The 593-nt window shown below is 46.0% G+C and carries 1 protein-coding gene; it reads right to left on the reverse strand.

From position 1 onward, the window contains the following. On the reverse strand, positions 1-593 hold a 593-nt coding region (locus A3738_RS05745; RefSeq protein WP_197473632.1), incomplete at both ends, for an ATPase, T2SS/T4P/T4SS family.

The following is a 593-nucleotide window of genomic DNA, read 5'->3' on the forward strand; positions in this document are numbered from 1 at the left end:
TTGGTTCGCGTTGTTGGCGTGTAGGGTCGCGAGACACAAGTGACCTGTTTCTGCGAAAGTTACCGCATACTCCATTGTTTCTTTACTACGGATCTCACCGATCATGATGACATCAGGTGCCTGACGTAATGTGTTTTTAAGCGCAACCTCGAAAGACTCAGTATCGATCCCCACTTCGCGCTGCGTAACGATACAGCCCTCGTGTTGGTGAATATATTCAATAGGGTCTTCGATCGAAATTATATGGCCTTTACTGTTTCGATTCCGGTGACCAATCATCGATGCGAGAGAGGTCGACTTACCAGTACCCGTTGCGCCCACAAAAATAATCAAACCGCGTTTCGTCATTGCTAGAGAGTTAATAACTTCTGGAAGCGCGAGGTCTTCAATACGTGGGATATTCGTTTCGATACGACGCAGCACCATACCGATAAGGTTACGTTGAGAGAATGCGGATACACGAAAACGACCAATTCCTCGTGCACTGAGGGCATAGTTACATTCGTTTTTTTCAGTAAATTCGTCGCGTTGTTTGTCGTTCATGGTGTCAAAGACAATCTCACGACACATTTCTGGTGTCAGAGATTGCTTTG

The sequence above is a fragment of the Oleiphilus sp. HI0066 genome, assembly GCF_001635725.1.